10 protein-coding genes and 2 pseudogenes are annotated in these 19,595 nt (G+C 60.8%); 7 read left to right on the top strand and 5 right to left on the bottom strand.

The features are described 5' to 3' along the window. Positions 1–250 precede the first annotated feature (250 nt). Complete coding sequence (gene putP / locus FFH90_RS03265) at positions 251–1,735, bottom strand: sodium/proline symporter PutP (protein WP_019581897.1); 1,485 nt, start codon at positions 1,733–1,735, stop codon at positions 251–253. Between the two features lie 461 nt (positions 1,736–2,196). Between putP and putA the strand changes: the two genes are divergently transcribed. Together putA and FFH90_RS03255 are read left to right on the top strand one after the other, a co-directional pair. Further along, entirely contained in the window at positions 2,197–6,150 is a 3,954-nt protein-coding gene (putA, locus tag FFH90_RS03260) for a trifunctional transcriptional regulator/proline dehydrogenase/L-glutamate gamma-semialdehyde dehydrogenase (protein ID WP_064615963.1), read from the top strand. A 176-nt stretch (positions 6,151–6,326) separates the two neighbouring features. Next, complete coding sequence (locus FFH90_RS03255; protein ID WP_138866674.1) at positions 6,327–8,129, top strand: acyl-CoA dehydrogenase; 1,803 nt, start codon at positions 6,327–6,329, stop codon at positions 8,127–8,129. Between the two features lie 99 nt (positions 8,130–8,228). Here FFH90_RS03255 and FFH90_RS30580 read toward each other — a convergent pair whose 3' ends face one another. From FFH90_RS30580 to FFH90_RS03240, 4 genes and pseudogenes are all read right to left on the bottom strand, one after another. Further along, complete coding sequence (locus tag FFH90_RS30580; protein WP_372240860.1) at positions 8,229–8,960, bottom strand: methyl-accepting chemotaxis protein; 732 nt, start codon at positions 8,958–8,960, stop codon at positions 8,229–8,231. A gap of 132 nt (positions 8,961–9,092) precedes the next feature. Continuing rightward, positions 9,093–10,121 (bottom strand): annotated as a pseudogene (locus tag FFH90_RS30575) (cache domain-containing protein); the annotation flags it as partial. A gap of 145 nt (positions 10,122–10,266) precedes the next feature. Then, positions 10,267–10,569, bottom strand: a complete 303-nt coding sequence (locus tag FFH90_RS03245; RefSeq protein ID WP_007936757.1) for a cell division protein ZapA — start codon at positions 10,567–10,569, stop codon at positions 10,267–10,269. Next, positions 10,566–10,796 carry a hypothetical protein gene (locus FFH90_RS03240; protein WP_018928577.1) on the bottom strand — a complete coding sequence of 77 codons (231 nt, stop codon included), beginning with the start codon at positions 10,794–10,796 and terminating at the stop codon, positions 10,566–10,568. The genes FFH90_RS03245 and FFH90_RS03240 overlap by 4 nt, the downstream gene beginning before the upstream one ends. Positions 10,797–11,004: 208 nt before the next feature. Between FFH90_RS03240 and FFH90_RS30570 the strand changes: the two are divergent. The 5 genes and pseudogenes from FFH90_RS30570 to selO all read left to right on the top strand — a co-directional run. Further along, positions 11,005–11,841: pseudogene (locus tag FFH90_RS30570) on the top strand (MCP four helix bundle domain-containing protein); the annotation flags it as partial. Then, positions 11,824–12,696, top strand: coding sequence for a methyl-accepting chemotaxis protein (locus tag FFH90_RS30565; protein WP_370695248.1), 873 nt, complete (start codon positions 11,824–11,826; stop codon positions 12,694–12,696). The pseudogene FFH90_RS30570 and the gene FFH90_RS30565, both read left to right, overlap by 18 nt. Before the next feature lie 258 nt (positions 12,697–12,954). Continuing rightward, on the top strand, positions 12,955–14,697 hold the full coding sequence (locus tag FFH90_RS03230; protein ID WP_018928579.1) for a potassium/proton antiporter: 1,743 nt from the start codon (positions 12,955–12,957) through the stop codon (positions 14,695–14,697). Between the two features lie 34 nt (positions 14,698–14,731). Beyond that, positions 14,732–18,082, top strand: coding sequence for a mechanosensitive channel MscK (mscK, locus tag FFH90_RS03225; protein WP_111453910.1), 3,351 nt, complete (start codon positions 14,732–14,734; stop codon positions 18,080–18,082). Positions 18,083–18,130: 48 nt separating this feature from the next. Next, complete coding sequence (gene selO, locus FFH90_RS03220) at positions 18,131–19,594, top strand: protein adenylyltransferase SelO (protein WP_064615953.1); 1,464 nt, start codon at positions 18,131–18,133, stop codon at positions 19,592–19,594. Position 19,595 lies beyond the last annotated feature (1 nt).

Raw genomic sequence — 19,595 nt, 5'->3', positions numbered from 1 at the left:
TGTGTCTCTGCAGAATGAAGGCGGGCGATTCTGCATGAGCGACAAGGGGTGTTGATGGAGGGACAAGGAAATCAGATTTACCCTGCTTTTTTAGGGATTTTTCCTTCAAAAAACTGGATAAAGCACTACAGACATTCCTGTCAGAAGCACCTCCAAACAAATGTGGGAGCGCAAAAAAAACGGCCCGCCTCCAAAAGGAAGCGGGCCGTTTTCATGTTCGGCGAAAGGTCAGAGCATCAGCTCATCCCCCTCACTGGTTCAGGCGGAAATCCTTTTCGGCCGCGGCGAAGCGCGAAAGCATGCCGCTGGTCGGCGCGCCCATTTTGCTGACGATGTAGATCGCCAGGCTGGCGAAGATGAAACCAGGGATGATTTCGTACAGGCCCAGCAGTTCGAAGTGTTTCCAGACGATCACAGTGATCGCGCCGACCAGGATGCCGGCCAGTGCGCCGTTGCGGGTCATGTTTTTCCAGATCACGGAGATCAGGACAACCGGACCGAACGCAGCACCGAAACCTGCCCAGGCGTAGCTGACCAGGCCCAGTACACGGTTTTGCGGGTTAGCCGCCAGAGCGATAGCGATCAGCGCAACCAGCAGCACCATGGCACGGCCGACCCAGACCAGCTCAACCTGGGAAGCACTTTTACGCAGGAAGGTTTTGTAGAAGTCTTCGGTCAGGGCGCTCGAGCACACCAGCAGTTGGCAGCTCAGGGTACTCATCACCGCCGCCAGAATGGCCGACAGCAACACACCGGCAACCCATGGGTTGAACAGGATTTTTGCCAGTTCGATGAACACACGTTCGTGGTTTTCGCTCACCGGCAAGGCCAGGGCTGGGTTTGCCGAGAAGTAAGCGATGCCGAAGAAACCTACCGCGACGGTGCCGCCCAGGCACAGGATCATCCAGGTCATGGAGATGCGACGAGCGTTGGCGATCGACTTGACCGAATCCGCCGCCATGAAACGCGCCAGGATGTGCGGCTGGCCGAAGTAGCCAAGACCCCAGCCCATCAGCGAAATCACGCCGATGAAGGTGGTGTTTTTCAGCATGTCGAAGTTGCTTGGATCTTGCGCTTCAATGGCCAGGAACGTGGTGTCGATGCCGCCAGTGGCCAACAGCACGATGATCGGCGTCAGCAACAGGGCGAAGATCATCAACGTGGCTTGTACGGTGTCGGTCCAGCTCACTGCCAGGAAACCACCAACGAAGGTGTAGGCAATCGTCGCCGCAGCACCGGCCCACAGCGCGGTCTCGTAGGACATGCCGAAGGTGCTTTCGAACAGACGGGCACCGGCCACGATGCCGGAAGCGCAGTAGATGGTGAAGAACACCAGGATCACGACCGCGGAGATGATCCGCAGCAGGCCGCTTTTGTCTTCGAAACGGCTGGAGAAGTAGTCCGGCAGGGTCAGCGCATCGCCATTGTGCTCGGTCTGCACACGCAGACGGCCGGCGACGAACAGCCAGTTCAGGTAAGCACCGACGATCAGGCCGATGGCGATCCAGCTTTCGGAAAGACCGGACATGTAGATAGCGCCCGGCAGGCCCATCAACAACCAGCCGCTCATGTCGGAAGCACCGGCAGAGAGTGCGGTCACGACGCTGCCCAGGCTACGGCCGCCCAGAATGTAGTCAGAAAGGTTGTTGGTGGAGCGATAGGCCATGAAGCCGATCAGCACCATTGCTGCGATGTAGATCACGAACGTGATCAGGGTTGGATTGCTTACGCTCATTGAGTTACGCCCTGGCATTGTTTTTATGTAGCGGCGGCTGGTGAACCGCTCGCAAACGATGACGTTTGACAGACGATTCGGGGCCCGCGCATTTATGACTGATGTTTCCCCAGGAAAGCCATCAGCCGGTGCACCGATCTTTTTGACCCGGTTGCACCTTGGCCGCGAATGCTATTCAACAATGCAAATAAGGTGCAACCAGTTTCGTTCGAATAAGTTGCACCTAATCGGATTTACCTGAAAACAGTCGGTTTTTGCTCCTTTTTAGGGCGTTTTCCGGATTGCGCTAGAAGTAAAAGCACCAAGCAGGAGCGGTCCGGGTGTACCAGAATTTATTTCCTGACGAGCTGCTTATTATTCCGGCAAAAAAAGGGTTGCACCCGGTTGCACCTCAACCAGCGCACAGCTAATCTTGCCGTCAGCTGATGCCACGCGGTCGTGGCAAACATGAGGATAAAAATATGGCTACCACCACCCTTGGGGTCAAACTTGACGACCCGACCCGCGAACGCCTCAAGGCCGCCGCGACCTCGATTGATCGCACGCCGCACTGGCTGATCAAGCAGGCAATTTTCAATTACCTGGAAAAACTCGAGGGTGGTGCAACCCTATCCGAGCTGAATGGTTTGAACGGCAAGGAAGTTGACGAGGCCGGCGAGGTCCACGTCGATCACGCACACCAGTGCTTCCTGGAATTCGCCGAAAGCATCCTGCCGCAATCGGTACTGCGCGCTTCGATCACCGCCGCCTACCGTCGCCCGGAACCCGAAGTGGTGCCGATGCTGATCGAGCAGGCGCGCCTGCCGGCACCGATGGCCGAGGCCACCAACAAGCTCGCCGCCTCGATTGCCGAGAAACTGCGCAATCAGAAGAGCGCCGGCGGCCGTGCCGGGATTGTTCAGGGCCTGTTGCAGGAATTTTCCCTGTCGTCCCAGGAAGGCGTGGCGCTGATGTGCCTGGCCGAAGCGCTGCTGCGCATCCCGGACAAAGGCACCCGCGACGCACTGATCCGCGACAAGATCAGCACCGGCAACTGGCAGCCACATCTGGGCAACAGCCCGTCGCTGTTCGTCAACGCCGCCACTTGGGGCCTGTTGCTGACCGGCAAACTGGTCGCCACCCACAATGAAGCCGGACTGACCTCCTCCCTGAGCCGCATCATCGGCAAGAGCGGCGAGCCGATGATCCGCAAGGGCGTCGACATGGCCATGCGCCTGATGGGCGAGCAGTTCGTCACCGGCGAAACCATCGCCGAAGCCCTGGCCAACGCCAGCAAGTTCGAAGCCAAAGGCTTCCGCTATTCCTACGACATGCTGGGTGAAGCCGCCCTCACCGAACATGACGCCCAGAAGTACCTGGCCTCGTACGAACAAGCCATCCATGCGATCGGCAAAGCCTCCCACGGTCGTGGGATTTACGAAGGCCCGGGCATTTCGATCAAGCTGTCCGCCTTGCACCCGCGTTACAGCCGCGCCCAGTACGAGCGCGTGATGGACGAGCTGTACCCGCGCCTGCTGTCGCTGACCCTGCTGGCCAAGCAATACGATATCGGCCTGAACATCGACGCCGAAGAAGCCGACCGCCTCGAGTTGTCGCTGGATCTGCTGGAGCGCCTGTGCTTCGAGCCGCAACTGACCGGCTGGAACGGTATCGGCTTCGTGATCCAGGCTTACCAGAAGCGCTGCCCTTATGTGATCGACTACGTGATCGACCTGGCTCGCCGCAGCCGTCATCGCCTGATGATCCGCCTGGTGAAAGGCGCGTACTGGGACAGCGAAATCAAACGCGCCCAGGTCGAAGGCCTGGAAGGCTATCCGGTGTACACCCGCAAGGTGTACACCGACGTGTCCTACATCGCCTGCGCGCGCAAACTGCTGTCGGTGCCGGAAGTCATCTACCCGCAATTCGCCACGCACAACGCCCACACGCTGTCGGCCATTTACCACATCGCTGGCCAGAACTATTACCCCGGTCAGTACGAGTTCCAGTGCCTGCACGGCATGGGCGAACCACTGTACGAACAGGTTGTAGGCAAAGTGTCCGAAGGCAAGCTGAACCGTCCGTGCCGCGTGTACGCTCCGGTCGGCACCCACGAAACCCTACTGGCGTATCTGGTGCGTCGTCTGCTGGAAAACGGCGCGAACACCTCGTTCGTTAACCGCATTGCCGACCAGTCGATTTCGATTCAGGAACTGGTGGCCGATCCGGTGGCCAGCATCGAGCAGATGGCGACGCTGGAAGGCGGTTTCGGCCTGCCGCACCCGCGCATCCCGCTGCCACGTGACCTGTACGGTGCCGAGCGCGCCAACTCCAGTGGCATCGACATGGCCAACGAACACCGTTTGGCATCCCTGTCGTGCGCCCTGCTGGCCACCGCGCACAACAACTGGAAAGCCGCGCCGATGCTCGGTTGCGCCTCCAGCACTGAAAGCCCTGCGCCAGTCCTGAACCCTTCCGATCTGCGTGACGTGGTGGGCCATGTGCAGGAAGCCACCGTCGAAGACGTCGACAACGCGATCCAATGCGCCTTGAATGCTGCGCCGATCTGGCAGGCCACGCCGCCGGCCGAACGCGCCGCGATCCTGGAACGTGCCGCCGATTTGATGGAAGGCGAGATCCAGCCGCTGATGGGCCTATTGGCTCGCGAAGCCGGCAAGACGTTCGCCAACGCCATCGCCGAAGTGCGTGAAGCCGTGGACTTCCTGCGTTATTACGCGGTGCAGGCGCGCAACGATTTCACCAACGACGCCCACCGCCCGTTGGGCCCAGTGGTGTGCATCAGCCCGTGGAACTTCCCGCTGGCAATCTTCAGCGGCCAAGTCGCTGCCGCACTGGCCGCTGGTAATCCGGTACTGGCCAAGCCTGCCGAACAAACCCCGCTGGTCGCCGCTCAAGCCGTGCGTCTGCTGCTCGAAGCCGGGATTCCGGAAGGCGTGCTGCAACTGCTGCCGGGCCGTGGCGAAACCGTCGGCGCCCGTCTGGTCGGCGACGATCGGGTCAAAGGCGTGATGTTCACCGGCTCCACCGAAGTCGCGCGCTTGCTACAACGCAACATCGCTGGCCGCCTGGATGCCCAGGGCCGTCCGATCCCGCTGATCGCCGAAACCGGCGGCCAGAACGCGATGATCGTCGACTCCTCAGCACTGACCGAACAAGTCGTCATCGACGTGGTGTCGTCAGCCTTCGACAGTGCAGGTCAACGCTGCTCGGCGCTGCGGGTGCTGTGCTTGCAGGAAGATTCCGCTGATCGTGTCATCGAAATGCTCAAGGGCGCCATGGCGGAATGCCGTCTTGGCAATCCAGAGCGCCTGTCCGTGGACATTGGCCCGGTGATCGACGCCGAAGCCAAGGCCGGCATCGAGAAACACATCCAGGCCATGCGCGACAAAGGTCGCAACGTGTACCAGGTGGCGATCGCCAACAGCGAAGAAGTCAAACGCGGCACCTTCGTCATGCCGACCCTGATCGAGCTGGAAAGCTTCGACGAGCTGCAACGGGAAATCTTTGGCCCGGTACTGCACGTGGTGCGCTACAAGCGCAAAGACATCGACCAACTGATCGGCCAGATCAACGCATCCGGCTACGGCCTGACCCTCGGCGTGCACACTCGCATCGACGAAACCATCGCCAAGGTGATCGACAACGTCAACGCCGGTAACGTCTACGTCAACCGCAACATCGTCGGTGCCGTGGTCGGCGTGCAGCCATTCGGTGGCGAAGGCCTGTCGGGTACCGGTCCGAAGGCCGGCGGTCCGCTGTACCTGTACCGTCTGCTGTCGACGCGTCCTACCGATGCGATCGAACAATCCTTCGCTCGCGGCGACGCTATCGTAGCGCCGGACGTGCGTCTGCGTGACGCCATGAGCAAACCGCTGACCGCGCTGCAAGCCTGGGCCGACAGCAACAAGCTCACGGACCTGAGCGCCCTGTGCGTGCAGTTCGCGGCGCAATCGCAAAGCGGGATCACTCGCGTGCTGGCCGGCCCGACCGGCGAGCGCAACAGCTACGCCATCCTGCCGCGCGAACACGTACTGTGCCTGGCGGACGTCGAAGGCGATCTGCTGACTCAACTGGCGGCGGTATTGGCCGTCGGCGGCTCGGCGGTGTGGCCGGACGCGGAACCGGGCAAGGCCTTGTTCGCACGTCTGCCGAAAGAAGTGCAGGCACGGATCAAGCGGGTGGCCGACTGGACCAAGGACGAAGTGGTGGTTGATGCCGTCCTGCATCATGGCCATTCCGATCAGCTGCGCGCGGTGTGCCAGCAAGTGGCCAAGCGGGCGGGGGCGATTGTCGGGGTTCATGGTTTGTCCCAGGGTGAAACCAACATTGCGCTGGAGCGCCTGGTGATCGAACGGGCGTTGAGCGTAAACACCGCCGCGGCGGGCGGTAACGCCAGTCTGATGACCATCGGTTAACTCCCTCGTGATCGTTCCCACGCTCTGCGTGGGAACGATCATCCGTCAGCAACATAAAAATGGGCGCCCTCGTCGGCGCCCATTTTTTTGGCCTCTCCATCACCGTTATCAATCATCCTGTTCAGCCTCTATTCCCACGCCTAGACTCGGTCCATCCCAAATAAAGGTAGGCCGCCATGTCCGAGACGTTGCTCAGTTCCCGCAATCTGGCTTTCGAGCTGTATGAAGTCCTTGATGCCGAGGGCCTGACCCAACGTGAGCGTTTCGCCGAGCACAATCGCGAGACCTTCGATGCCGCCATCGGCACTGCCCGCAATATCGCCGAGAAGTTCTTCGCCCCGCACAACCGCAAGGGCGATGAGAACGAGCCGCGCTATGAGGACGGTCAGGCGATTCTGATTCCGGAAGTGAAACCGGCGGTGGATGCCTTCCTCGAAGCCGGTTTCCTCAACGCCGCGCGCAGTTTCGATGCCGGCGGCATGCAACTTCCTACGCTGCTGTCCCAGGCTTGCTTCGCGCACTTTCAATCGGCCAACGCGGCATCGACCTCCTACCCGTTCCTGACCATGGGCGCGGCCAACCTGATTGAAAGCTTCGGCACCGATGAGCAGAAGCAGCGTTTTTTGCAACCGATGATCGACGGTCGCTTCTTCGGCACCATGGCGCTGACCGAGCCCCACGCCGGCTCATCACTGTCGGATATTCGTACCCGCGCCGAGCCGGCGTCCGACGGCACCTATCGACTCAAGGGCAACAAGATCTTCATCTCCGGTGGCGATCACCCGCTGTCGGAAAACATCGTGCACATGGTGTTGGCCAAGTTGCCGGACGCTCCGGCCGGGGTGAAGGGGATCTCGCTGTTTATCGTGCCCAAGTTTTTGGTCAACGATGACGGCAGTCTCGGCAAGCGAAACGATGTGCTGCTGGCCGGGCTGTTCCACAAGATGGGCTGGCGCGGCACCACCTCCACTGCGCTGAACTTCGGCGATAACGGCGAGTGCGTCGGCTATCTGGTGGGCAAGCCGCACCATGGCTTGAGCTACATGTTCCAGATGATGAACGAGGCGCGGATCGGCGTCGGCATGGGCGCGGTGATGCTGGGTTACGCCGGGTATCTGTATTCCCTCGAATACGCCCGCGAGCGTCCGCAAGGTCGGGTGCCGGACAGCAAGGATCCGACCACCGCACCGGTGGCAATCATTCAGCACGCCGACGTCAAACGCATGCTGCTGACCCAGAAAGCCTACGTCGAAGGCGCATTCGACCTCGGTTTGTATGCGGCGCGGCTGTTCGACGACACCACGACGCTTGAAGGCGAAGCCAAGCGTAAACAGGCCCACGAGCTATTGGATTTGCTGACGCCAATCGTCAAATCCTGGCCGTCGGAGTTTTGCCTGAAGGCCAACGAACTGGCGATCCAGATTCTCGGCGGTCACGGCTACACCCGCGAGTATCCGGTGGAGCAGTATTACCGCGACAACCGCCTGAACCCGATCCATGAAGGCACCCACGGCATTCAGTCGCTGGACTTGCTGGGGCGCAAACTGGCGCAAAACGGTGGCGCGGGGCTCAAGCAACTGATCCGCCTGATCGCCGACACCGCCGAGCGGGCGCAGGCGCATGAGTCGCTGACTCCATTGCGTGAACCGCTGGAGAAACTGGTGGCTCGCCTGCAAACCGTGACCATCGGCCTGCTGACTGATCTGGCCCAGGGCAAGGTCAACAGCAGCCTGGCGAACTCGGCGCTGTACCTGAAAGTGTTCGGTCATACGGTGATCGGCTGGCGCTGGCTGGAACAGGCGATTCGTGCCGAGGAAGGGTTGGCCAAGGGTAATGCGGTGGATGTGAGCTTCTATAAAGGCAAGCTACAGGCGGCGCGGTATTTCCTGACGTGGGAAGTGCCGGGTTGCCACCATGAACTGGCGATTCTTGAGGCGCGGGATGATGTGTGTCTGAGCATGCAGGATGAGTGGTTCTGACCCGCTGACACCGATCGTTCCCACGCTCTGCGTCACGGCCGCGGAAGGGACGCGGAGCGTCCCGGGCTGCATTCCCACGCAGAGCGTGGGAATGATCAGTTAGCTCAACTTGAACCCACCCATCTGCCGCGCCAAATCATCGGCCAGGCGCTGCAACGTCTGACAGTCTTCACGACAAGCCCTGACCTCACCCGCCGTCGCCCGCGCCAAATCGGAAATCCCCTGCACATTGCGGTTGATCTCTTCCGTCACCGCCGATTGCTCTTCCGTCGCCGTCGCCACCTGATGGTTCATGTCGCTGATGTGCTCGACCTGCCCGGTAATCGCCGTCAACGACGCCCCGGTGCGCTGGCTTGACTCAACCCCCGTGCCGGTCGCCGCTTGCCCGGCGTGCATTGAAGACACCGCATTTTCCGCGCCCTGCTTGAGGCTGCCGATCATCTGTTGAATTTCGTCGGTGGACGACTGAGTCCGCCGCGCCAGGGTCCGCACTTCATCGGCCACCACCGCAAAGCCGCGCCCCATGTCCCCGGCCCGCGCCGCTTCGATGGCCGCGTTGAGCGCCAGCAAATTGGTCTGCTCGGATATCCCGCGAATCACCGCCAGCACTTGATCGATGGACGCCACCTGCAGGGCCAACTCACCCACCGCTCCGGCGGCGACGCCAATTTCGTCAGACATACTTTCTATATGCCGAATCGACCCACCCACCACTTCCCGCGCCTGCAGCGCTTCATCCCGCGCGGTTTGCGAAGCAACCGCCGCGTTGCCAGCGTTCTGGGCGATTTCCTGCACGGTCAGGCCCATCTCATGAACGGCGGTGGCAACCATGTCGGTCATTTCCTGCTGACGTCCGGAACGCTCAGCGGTGTTGTCCACCACCCGCGCCACCTGACTGACTGCCGTGCGCAAATGTTCACTGGTGGTCAGCACTTCGCCGATCATCTCGCGCTGACTTTCCAGGAACCGATTGAAGCCGCGAGCCAGGTCACCCAGCTCATCGGCGCGGCTGGAATCTAACCGGTGGGTCAAATCTCCACCACCGCTACCGATGGCAACCAACGCCGCTGTTACCTGACGAATCGGTCGCACCAATCCACGAGCCAGCAACACCACCAATAAAAGACAAACCAACGCCACCGCCAGACCAATGCCGCCGCTCATCCACATCGCCCGGCGAGCTTCAGCGTAGATCTGCGACTGCGGCACTTCGGCCACCAGGGTCCAGCCCAGATCACGCAGCGGCAGGCTCAAGGCCAGAAACTCTTCGCCATCGCGGGCAAAACTGCTGCTGCCAGACGCGGTGGAGGTCATCACCGCTTGCGCCGCCGAGGCGCCGATCTGTTCGACCAGCGTACGTTTGCCGCTGAACTGCGCCTCGGGATGAACCTGGATCAAACCGTCGGAGCGCACGAGATAGACCTTGCCGCGCTCACCAAAGTTGAAGTTGTGGATCAGCTCCGACAGTTCTTTCATGCTCAGGCCCAGCCCGGCCACGCCCACGACTTTGCCGGCCTGCTCGACTTTGAGGTCGATGAACAGCGCCAACTCACCGGTGGCGGTGTCATGGTCGATATTGAGGGTGCGCGGTTGATTACTGTCGAGGAACGAATAGAACCAGGCGTCATTGGGATTGGAGCGGCCGAGTGTGCGGTCCAGGCCTTTTTCGGTGAAGTAATGGTTTGAAGCGGCACCGATGATCAGCGCGGTAAAGGCTTTGTGCTCAGCGCGGATGCCTTCCAGGTAACTGACGAAAGCAGCGGCCTGGGCAGTGTTTTCGCCTCCGGCCAACCAGTCGCGCACCATGCTGTTACTGGCGATGTCCTTGGCGGCGGTGAGGGGTTGAACGAGGATGCGCTCGATGTCGTTGCGCATCGCTTCGATGCTCGACGGTAACGCCTGCTCGACCAGATAGCGCTGGGCGAGGCGGTTGACCACGAGGGTATAAATGCCAACCACGATCAGAATACTGACCAGCAGGGCGGTGCCCATGCTCAGGATCAACTGCCATTGAATACTGCGTCGCCAGAACTGCATGGAGCACCCCCAAAGAATAAGAGGCTGAAACACTGCAACAGCCATGCCGATTGTATACAACTAAATCGACAATTTATTCTTTGGTTGTGCGCAAAGCCGCTCAGGCCTGATTGATCGTCTTGGCGATCACTTCAACCGTGGCGCTGACTTGCTCTTGGTAACGGTCGAGTTCCTGCTGGTGACGCTTTTGCATTTCGATCTGCTGCGAGCACAGATTCATCGCCGCCAGCACCAGCAAGCGGTCACCGATCAGTGCCGGGTATTTCTTTTTGGTCTCGGCCAGAGCGGCCTTCAACATTAAGGCGGCGTCCAGCAGGGTCTGCTCTTCCCCGGCCGGCGCCTTGATTGAATAGTCTTCACCCAGAATCGAGACGACTTTTACCCCTGCGGCGCCGTAACTCATGCGCTGACAGGGCCGGCGCTGACGCGCTCAACCAAGGCCTGAATGCGTGCAACGGTGGCGCCTTGTTTCTCTTCCTGTTCCATCAGGCTCAGTTGCAAGCTTTCGTTTTCATCCTTGACCTGGGCCAGCTCCGCACTCAGGGATTGATTGGTGCCGAGCAGCGCCTGGTTCTGTTGCACCAGGTCGCTGACCAGTTGTTCCAATTGGCTTAGGGTTGCTTCTAACATTTTGATTTCCGGGCATTTTCAAAGGGCGCGTACGATAAAGAAAAGTCACTGTGGAAGCCAGGGGTATGCAGGCGCAAGGCCTTGATTTTCCTGGCGGTCGACCTTCCTCGCGAACTTTAAAGACTGCGATTGACGGCTCTGGTTCCTGCACTTCGTCGTCGCGGCCCTTCTGCGACAAATACGCGCAGCGACTCAAGACTTTAGTCGTATGACCGATAAGTCATCCATACAACAGTCTCAGCCTCGCACGGAGGCGCTTTTTTCGGTGAACACCATGTCCCTAAGAAATATGAATATCGCACCGCGGGCGTTCCTCGGTTTCACCCTGATTGGCGCCATGATGCTGATCCTGGGTGTGTTCGCCCTGAACCAGATGAGCAAGATTCGCAGCGCCGCCGAAGAGATCACCTCGAACAGCGTACCGAGCATCAAAAGCCTCGACGAACTCACTCAGATAACCCTGCGCCTGCGTGTGCTGTCTTATCGCCTGTTGGTGAATCGTGAGCCGGACGTCCAGCAGAAAACCATCGAGCTGCTGGAAACCCGTAACCAGCAGATCCGAGCGGCGCAGACGAGCTACGAAAAGTTGATCGCCAGCCCGCAGGAACGTGCAGCCTATGATCAGTATGTGCAACTGCTGGGTCAGTACCGCCAGATCGAAGATCGGATGAAGAGCCTGTCGCGCAACAATCAGGTCGACGAACTGCGCACGCTGCTCAACACCGATTTACTGAACAACGTTGAAGCCACCAACGCCGCGCTCAACCGTTTGCTGGAGATCAACACCCAGCAGACCATCGACACCAACCAGCAAGCCGCCGACCAGTACTCTTCGGCCTTCAACCTGGTGGTGACCCTGCTGGTCATCGCCACCGGCCTGACCCTGCTGTTCGCTTGGCTGCTGACCAACAGCATCACCAAACCGATCGCCAACGCCCTGAGCGCCGCCGAAGAAATCGCCGAAGGCAACCTGACACGCCCGATCACGGTTGACGGTGCAGACGAAGCCGGTCGTCTATTGGCCGCCATGGAGAAGATGCAGGACAAACTGCGCGACACCCTGCAACGGATTTCCGGTTCGGCCACGCAACTGGCATCCGCTGCGGAAGAACTCAACAGTGTCACCGACGAAAGCGCCCGCGGCCTGACCCAGCAGAACAACGAAATCGAACAGGCCGCCACCGCCGTCAACGAAATGACCAGCGCCGTGGAAGAAGTCGCGCGCAATGCCGTGAGCACTTCCGAAGCCTCGAAAAACGCCACCACTTCGGCGGGCGACGGTCGTGACCTGGTACAGGAGACCGTCAGCGCCATCGAACGCATGAGCGCCGATGTGCAGAGCACCGCCACCCTGATCGGCGATCTGGCCAACGAGTCGCGAGACATCGGCAAAGTGCTGGACGTGATTCGCGGCCTGGCTGACCAGACCAACCTGTTGGCGTTGAACGCCGCCATCGAAGCGGCCCGTGCCGGTGAAGCCGGTCGTGGTTTTGCGGTGGTTGCCGATGAAGTGCGGGCCCTGGCCCATCGCACCCAGCAGTCGACCAGCGAAATCGAACGCATGATCGGCAGCATCCAGAGCGGCACCGAACACGCCGTGGACTCGATGCGCAACAGCACCGAGCGCGCCGAGTCGACCTTGAACATCGCGCGCGGTGCCGGCCTGTCGCTGGACACCATCAACAGCGCCATCGTCGAAATCAACGAGCGCAACCTGGTGATCGCCAGCGCGGCCGAAGAGCAGGCGCAAGTGGCCCGTGAAGTGGACCGCAATCTGGTGAACATTCGTGACCTGTCGGTGCAATCGGCCACCGGTGCCAACCAGACGAGTGCGGCCAGCAACGAACTGTCGCGCCTGGCGCTGGACCTGAACAACATGGTTGGGCGGTTTAGCCTGTAACGGCTCCCCCCTGTGGCGAGGGGGCTTGCCCCCGTTCGGCTGCGAAGCAGTCGCAATTGACCCACGCGTTGAACCTGGCGCACCGCAGCGCCGGCTTTGGGGTCGCTGCGCGACCCAACGGGGGCAAGCCCCCTCGCCACAGGGGATGATCGCCGTCAAAAGCTTTTTGACAGCATCACATTTCAACAGGTTAGAATCGCTGGCACGCGGACTGCATGGTCAGTTTGCGCCCGCCTTTACGCTTCCGGAGTACTGCCCTTGAATGCGACGACCATCAACAGCCTGTTCTTGATCGGCGCGTTGCTGGTAGGTGCGAGCATTCTGGTGAGCTCACTTTCATCGCGCCTCGGGATCCCGATTCTGGTGATCATCCTCGCGGTGGGCATGTCGGCCGGTGTCGACGGCGCCGGAATTATTTTCGATAACTACCCCACGGCTTATCTGGTCGGCAACCTCGCCCTGGCAGTGATCCTGCTCGACGGCGGCTTGCGCACCCGGGTAGCGAGTTTTCGCGTGGCGTTATGGCCGGCGCTGTCGCTGGCCACGGTCGGGGTGTTGATCACCACCGGGCTGACCGGGATGGCGGCGGCGTGGTTGTTCGACCTGAACCTGATTCAGGGCCTGCTGATCGGCGCCATCGTCGGTTCCACCGATGCCGCGGCCGTGTTCTCGCTGCTCGGTGGTAAAGGCTTGAACGAGCGGGTGACCGCGAGCCTGGAGATCGAATCCGGCAGCAACGACCCGATGGCAGTATTTCTCACCGTCACCCTGATCGACATGCTCGCCAGCGGCCAGACCGGCCTGCACTGGAGCCTGCTCGGGCACTTGCTGCGTGAGTTCGGTATTGGCGGCGTCATCGGCCTCGGCGGTGGCTGGCTGATGTTGCAACTGGTCAACCGCATCCACCTGGCCACCGGCCTTTATCCAATTCTGGTGATTGCCGGCGGCCTGGTGGTGTTCGCCCTGACCAACGCCCTGCACGGCAGCGGCTTTTTGGCGGTGTACCTGTGCGGCCTGGTGATCGGCAACCGCCCGGTACGCAGCCGTCACGGCATTTTGCATATGCTCGACGGCATGGCCTGGCTGGCCCAGATCGGCATGTTCCTGGTGCTGGGGCTGCTGGTCACGCCCCATGACCTGCTGCCGATCGCTTTGCCGGCGCTGGGCCTGGCGCTGTGGATGATTCTGTTTGCCCGTCCGCTGTCGGTGCTGGCTGGCCTGCTGCCTTTCAAGGCGTTCCATGGACGCGAGAAGGCATTCATTTCCTGGGTTGGCCTGCGCGGTGCCGTACCGATCATTCTGGCGGTGTTCCCGCTGATGGCGGGGCTGCCCAATGCTCAACTGTATTTCAATCTGGCGTTCTTTATCGTGCTGGTGTCGCTGTTGGTGCAGGGCACAAGCCTGCCGTGGGTCGCCAAGCTTTTGAAAGTGACCGTCCCGCCGGAGCCCCTGCCGATCTCCCGATCGGCGCTGGAAGTGCATGTCACCAGCGAGTGGGAACTGTTCGTGTATCGCCTCGGTGCCGAGAAATGGTGCATCGGTTCACCCCTTCGCGAGCTGAAAATGCCCGAAGGCACACGTATCGCGGCCCTGTTTCGTGGCCAGCAACTGCTCCATCCGTCGGGTAGTACGGTGCTCGAAGTCGATGATTTGCTCTGCGTGATCGGCCATGAACACAACCTTCCGGCCCTCGGAAAACTCTTCAGCCAGGCACCGCAACGGGGGCTGGATTTGCGCTTCTTCGGCGACTTCGTACTCGAAGGAGACGCCCAGCTGGGCGCGGTTGCTGCCCTGTACGGATTGAAAGTCGAGGGCATCGATCCGAACATGTCCCTCGGCCACTTCATTGCCCAGAAAGTGGGCGGCGCTCCAGTCGTCGGTGACCAGGTGGAGTGGAACAACACCCTCTGGACCGTCGCGGTCATGGAAGGGAACAAGATTGGGAAAGTGGGCGTCAGATTCCCCGAAGGAAGTCGCCCCGGCCCCGGCCTGTTCCTCTAAACTCCACACTTCGTCTCGTTTTCGATCGGTCTCTATGTCAACTCTGCGTACCTTTTTCATCATGGCCCTGCTGGGCTTGAGTCTTTCCATCAACACGCTGCAAGCCGCCGAGCCGCCGTCCAGCGAAGCCGTGCAAGCGAGCCTGGACAAGATCGCCGACCGCAAACTGCCGGAGGCCGATCAAAAAGCCCTGCAAGCGGTCCTGCAGAGCACGCTCACCCAGCTCAACAACCGGCGTGATTACGACCAGAAGCTGATCGATCTCAAACAGCAGTTGACCAACGCTCCAAGGCAGAACATCGAGAACCAGCGCGAGCTGACCCGCCTCAAGGCCACCAAAGTGGTGCCGGTGGGGCAACGCTATACCAAAGAGACGATCCAGCAGCTTGAGCAACTGCTGACCGAACGCTCCACTCAACAAAGCGACCTGCAGAAAGCCCTGGCCGAAGCGAACAGCCTGATCATTACCGCCCAGACCCGCCCCGAGCGCGCCCAGGCCGAGATCTCTGCCAGCCAGACGCGCATCCAGCAGATCAACAACATCCTCAAACTTGGCAAGGACAGCGGCAAGACCCTGACCGCCGAGCAACGCGATCAGCTCAACGCCGAACTCGCGGCACTGAACGCCTTGATCCCATTGCGCCGCCAGGAACTGGCCGGCAACAGCCTGTTGCAGGACCTGGGCAACAGCCAGCACGACTTGCTGTCAGAAAAGTCCGATCGCCTGGATCAGGAGATCCAGGACCTGCAAACCCTGATCAACCAGAAACGCCTGGCCCAGTCACAAGAGACCGTGACCCAGCAGTCCATCGAGGCGCAGAAGGCCGGCGGCAGTAGCCTGCTGGCCACCGAAAGCGCGGCCAACCTGAAGCTCTCCGACTACCTGCTCAAAAGCACCGACCGCCTCAACGAAGTCACTCAACAGAACCTGCAGACCAAGCAGCAACTGGACAGCGTGACCCAGAGCGACTCGGCGCTGGACGAACAGATCAACGTGCTCAAGGGCAGCCTGCTGCTCTCCAAGATTCTCTACAAACAGAAACAGGCCCTGCCGCGTCTAAGGCTCGACCGCGACCTGGCCGACCAGATTGCCGACATTCGCCTGTATCAGTTCGAAGTCAGCCAGCAACGGGAACTGCTCAGCAACCCGATCACCTACGTCGATAACCTGCTGGCGACTCAACCACCCGAGCAAGTCACCCCGCAACTGCGCAAGAGCCTGCTGGACCTGGCCAACACCCGCGCGGACCTGTTGGAGCGCTTGAATCGCGAACTGAGCGCGGTGCTCAACGAATCCATCACGCTGCAACTCAATCAGAAACAACTGCTCAGCACCGCGCAAAGTCTGCGGGCTACGCTGGACGAGCAGATGTTCTGGATTCCCAGCAACAAACCGCTGGATCTTGAGTGGATGCACAGCGTGCCGGAACGCCTGCAACGCCAGGTCACTACCCTGCCGTGGGCTTCGAGCCTGAGCGAATTGACCGATGGTCTGACGCAACGGCCGCTGCTGTTCCTGCCACTGGCCCTGCTGATCGGCGCGCTGCTGTGGCGCCGCAAAAATCTCTATTCCCGCCTGAACAAAGTTCACCAGGACATCGGCCATTTCAAACGCGACAGCCAGTGGCACACCCCGCAAGCGATTCTGATCAACATCCTGCTGGCGATGCCGGTTTCTCTGGGCCTGGCCTTGTGCGGCCTGGCCTTGCAGATCGACGCCCGCGGCCAGAACGCCAACATGGGCGCAGCGCTGTTGCAGATGGCCCAGGCCTGGCTGGTGTTCTACACCGCCTACCGCATCCTCGCGCCGGGTGGCGTGGCCGAACTGCATTTCCGTTGGGAAAAGCCCCAGGTCGAATTCCTTCAAGGCTGGATTCGCCGGCTCGGGCTGGTGGTGATGGCCCTGGTGACTGTAGTGGCGGTCGCCGAGCTGCAACCGGCGGCGCTGGCCGATGACGTGCTTGGCATGCCGGTGGTGCTGACCTGCTACGCCTTGATGACCTGGCTGCTCAGCCGCTTGCTGGTCAGCAGCCCAAACCATGAAAACGCCTCGCTGTTCCGCAAGGCCGTGGGAATCATGTTCACCGTCCTGCCGATCGCGTTGTTCGTCGCCGTGTGCTTCGGCTACTACTACACCGCGCTGAAACTCAGCGACCGGTTGATCAACACCCTGTACCTGCTGATGTTCTGGCTGGTGATCGAAGCCACCTTCGTGCGCGGCCTCAGCGTTGCGGCACGGCGCCTGGCCTATCAGCGCGCCCTGGCCAAACGCCAGGCTGCGAAAGAGGCTGGCGACGGCGAAGCCGTGATCGAAGAGCCGACCCTGGACATCGAGAAGGTCAACGAGCAGTCGCTGCGACTGATCCGCCTGGCCCTGCTCGGCGGTTTCATCGCGGCGCTGTACTGGGTCTGGTCGGACCTGATCTCGGTGTTCTCGTACCTGGACAACATCACCCTCTACGAATACACCAGCGGCACCGGCGCCAACATGAGCATGGTGCCGATCAGCATCGGCGACATGCTTGGCGCGCTGATCATCATCGGCATCACCTTCGCGCTGGCGCGCAACTTGCCGGGTCTGCTGGAAGTGTTTGTGCTGTCCAAGCTCAACCTGGCCCAGGGCAGTTCCTACGCCACGACCACGTTGCTGTCCTATGTGATCGCCGGTGTCGGTTTCGTCTCGACCCTGTCCACGCTCGGCGTGAGCTGGGACAAGTTGCAATGGCTGGTGGCAGCGCTGTCGGTGGGTCTCGGTTTCGGGATGCAGGAAATCTTCGCCAACTTCATCTCCGGCATCATGATCCTGTTCGAACGCCCGGTGCGGATCGGCGACACCATCACCATCGGCAACCTGTCGGGCACGGTGAGCAAGATCCGCATCCGTGCCACGACCATCACCGACTTCGATCGCAAGGACATCATCGTCCCGAACAAGACGTTCATCACCGGGCAACTGATCAACTGGTCGCTGACCGACACCATCACCCGGGTGACCCTCAAGCTCGGCGTCGACTACGGCTCGGATCTGGACCTGGTGAAAGAACTGTTGCTCAAGGCCGCACGCGATAACCCGCGTGTGCTGAAGGACCCGGAACCCCACGTGTACTTCCTGAACTTCGGCGAAAGCACCCTCGACCACGAGCTGCGCATGCATGTGCGCGACCTCGGTGACCGTAACCCGGTGCTCGATGAGGTCAACCGCTTCATCAACCGCGAGTTCAAGAAGCAGCACATCAACATCTCGTTCCGGCAGATGGAGGTCTATCTCAAGAACCTTCAGGGCCAGGAATACAAAATGGTCCCGGTTGAGCCGGAAACCAAAACCATTGTTCCGGCACCCACCAGCAAACCGCGGCAAGAGCCACCGCCTGTCGAACTCGACTAAGCGCGCTATCCCTAGCAGAATGCTCGGACATTCTGCTGGAGATGGCCGTTGAAAGCCCTCGACGAACTGACCTTCGACAATCGCTTCGCCCGCCTGGGCGATGCGTTCTCAACCCACGTACTGCCTGAGCCCATTGCGGCTCCGCGACTGGTGGTCGCCAGCCCCGCCGCCATGGCGCTGCTGGACCTGGACCCGGCCGAGGCCGAAACGCCAGTGTTCGCCGAGCTGTTCGGCGGCCACAAGCTGTGGGCCGAAGCCGAGCCGCGGGCGATGGTCTACTCCGGACATCAATTCGGCTCCTATAACCCGCAGTTGGGCGACGGTCGCGGCCTGTTGCTGGGCGAGGTCTATAACGAAGCCGGCGAGCATTGGGACCTGCACCTCAAGGGTGCCGGTCAGACGCCTTACTCACGCATGGGCGATGGACGGGCAGTGCTGCGCTCCTCGATCCGCGAGTTCCTTGCCTCCGAAGCCCTGCATGCCCTGAACATTCCCACCACGCGCGCACTGTGCGTGATCGGCTCCGACACGCCGGTCTGGCGCGAGAAACAGGAGCGCGCGGCCATGGTCCTGCGCCTGTCGCCGAGCCATGTGCGTTTCGGGCACTTCGAATTTTTCTACTACACCAAGCGCCCCGAGCAGCAGAAAGAACTCGGCGAGCACGTGCTGGCCATGCACTTCCCGCACTGCCTGGAGCAGCCGGAGCCGTACCTGGCGATGTTCCGCGAAATTGTCGAGCGTAATGCCGAACTGATCGCCAAATGGCAGGCCTATGGGTTCTGCCACGGCGTGATGAACACCGACAACATGTCAATCCTCGGCATCACCTTCGACTTCGGCCCGTTCGCCTTCCTCGACGACTTCGACGCCCACTTCATCTGCAACCACTCCGATGACCAGGGCCGTTATTCCTTCAGCAACCAGGTGCCAATCGGCCAGTGGAACCTCAGCGCCCTCGCCCAGGCCCTGACACCGTTCATCAGCGTCGAAGCCCTGCGCGAAACCCTCGGCCTGTACCTGCCACTGTTCCAGGCCCACTACCTGGACCTGATGCGTCGCCGCCTCGGCCTTACTACCGCCGAAGACGACGACCAGAAACTGCTGGAGCAGCTGCTGCAACTGATGCAGAACAGCGGCGTCGATTACAGCCTGTTCTTCCGCCGCCTCGGCGATGAGGCACCGGAGCTGGCCGTCGCCCGGTTGCGCGATGACTTTGTCGACATCAAGGGTTTCGATGCGTGGGGCGAGCTCTACGCCGCCCGGGTTGCCCGTGAAGGCGTGATTGATCAGGAGCAGCGCCGCAAACGAATGCATGCGGTCAATCCGCTGTACATCCTGCGCAATTATCTGGCGCAAAAAGCCATCGATGCGGCGGAAAGCGGCGACTATTCAGAAGTTCGTCGTTTGCACGCGGTATTGAGCAATCCGTTCGAGGAGCAGCCTGGAATGGAGAGCTACGCCGAGCGGCCACCGGAATGGGGCAAGCATCTGGAGATCAGCTGTTCGTCGTGAG

The organism is Pseudomonas sp. ATCC 43928 (assembly GCF_005938665.2).
In the GTDB taxonomy this organism is placed as follows: domain Bacteria; phylum Pseudomonadota; class Gammaproteobacteria; order Pseudomonadales; family Pseudomonadaceae; genus Aquipseudomonas.
The sequence above is the reverse complement of the archived record's forward strand: the minus strand, read 5'-3'. Positions and strand labels throughout refer to the sequence as shown.

What these genes read in the sequence shown, in the direction of transcription:
- putA (WP_064615963.1), top strand. Translation starts at nt 2,197, where the DNA reads ATGGCTACCACCACCCTTGGGGTCAAACTTGACGACCCGACCCGCGAA.
- FFH90_RS30580 (WP_372240860.1), bottom strand. Translation starts at nt 8,960, where the DNA reads ATGGTTGCCACCGCCGTTCATGAGATGGGCCTGACCGTGCAGGAAATC.
- FFH90_RS30565 (WP_370695248.1), top strand. Translation starts at nt 11,824, where the DNA reads ATGGAGAAGATGCAGGACAAACTGCGCGACACCCTGCAACGGATTTCC.
- FFH90_RS03255 (WP_138866674.1), top strand. Translation starts at nt 6,327, where the DNA reads ATGTCCGAGACGTTGCTCAGTTCCCGCAATCTGGCTTTCGAGCTGTAT.
- putP (WP_019581897.1), bottom strand. Translation starts at nt 1,735, where the DNA reads ATGAGCGTAAGCAATCCAACCCTGATCACGTTCGTGATCTACATCGCA.
- mscK (WP_111453910.1), top strand. Translation starts at nt 14,732, where the DNA reads ATGTCAACTCTGCGTACCTTTTTCATCATGGCCCTGCTGGGCTTGAGT.
- FFH90_RS03240 (WP_018928577.1), bottom strand. Translation starts at nt 10,796, where the DNA reads ATGTTAGAAGCAACCCTAAGCCAATTGGAACAACTGGTCAGCGACCTG.
- FFH90_RS03245 (WP_007936757.1), bottom strand. Translation starts at nt 10,569, where the DNA reads ATGAGTTACGGCGCCGCAGGGGTAAAAGTCGTCTCGATTCTGGGTGAA.